The sequence below is a fragment of the Streptomyces sp. NPDC043812 genome (genome assembly GCF_056436245.1).
This window is the reverse complement of record NZ_JBWKCY010000110.1, coordinates 1-1,027: the sequence shown is the minus strand read 5'-3', so window position 1 is coordinate 1,027 and position 1,027 is coordinate 1. Positions and strand designations below refer to the sequence as shown.

1 protein-coding gene and 1 pseudogene are annotated in these 1,027 nt (G+C 65.0%); one reads left to right on the top strand and one right to left on the bottom strand.

Going from position 1 to position 1,027, the window contains the following annotated elements; all coding sequences use genetic code 11:
• Window positions 1-279, bottom strand: a pseudogene (locus AC067Z_RS38990) (hypothetical protein); the annotation flags it as partial.
• A gap of 457 nt (window positions 280-736) precedes the next feature.
• On the opposite strand from AC067Z_RS38990, the gene AC067Z_RS38985 reads away from it, so the two are divergent.
• The coding region (locus AC067Z_RS38985; RefSeq protein WP_478794376.1) for a hypothetical protein at window positions 737-1,027 on the top strand (291 nt) is incomplete at its 3' end.

The window sequence follows — 1,027 nt, the reverse complement described above, 5'->3', positions numbered from 1 at the left end:
GTTGTAGCCGGTCATGCCCCCGAATCCGCTGCGCGCTGCGTAACCGCCGTAGTAGACCTTCACGGTGTCGGCACACCGGTCGTAGCGCGCACCGAGGTAGGGGCTGTTGCCCCACTTGAATCGTTGCGGTGAGCGTCCGGTTGGGGTCCCGCCGCCTCTGGGCGGAAAGCCGTCCGTGAAGCACGGTGCCGTCGGAGCGGACGAGACGGAGTGCGCCTGCCCGACGTCGGGCGCCATCAGCGGGGCAGCCAGCAGTGCTGCCGTGCACGCTGCCGTCACGGGAAGGCGACCGTGAAGAAGTCTCCTGGGTCGCTCCGTTCTCCAGGGCAGGGATCGGTGCGCACGGCCAGCGTCGCGCGGCCGGCGTGACGGCGGCGTGACAGCGGCGTGACGCGTCCGCGCACGAGCAGGGGCCATTCGGGCCGATTTGCTGATGCCTCGTCGGGCACGTGCGCAACTCCCTATTTCGATATCGGACCAAACTGAAATTGCAGTACGCCCAATCGGTGTCTGAGTGAAGGGCGTTGACGCAGTAGAGAGCCTGGTTGGATGCCGAGGAATTCTTTAAAGAGGAAACGTTTTTTCATCAACTGCTGTGAATTCAAATAAAATTGTTGCTCCGTCAACTATCTGCTGTTGCGGCGAATCGGAGGCGTATATAGCGTCGAAGTGCCCCAAAAGGGGATGAAAGACGTGCCCTGGGTCGACTCAGTGGCACAGAGAGAGGACGGACACCATGACGACTCCCAACGGCGGTCAGGCCACCGCTGCCCAGGCCCTCGGCAACGTGCTCGGGCAGGGAATGCCCTTCAACGCCCAGAGCGCGGGACAGGCCTCGCCCCAGCCCTCGTCGCCCCAACCCCAGCAGATCGACCCGCAGTTCCTCCCCATACTCGCTGCTCTGGCGCCGGTGATAGCCAGCGCCGCGCAGGGCATCATCAGCAGCCTGGGTGCGCAGCAGGGGCAGCCGCAGGGGCAGGGGGCGGCGCAGCCGCAAGGTGTGAGCCCGCAGTTCTTCCCGGGGTTC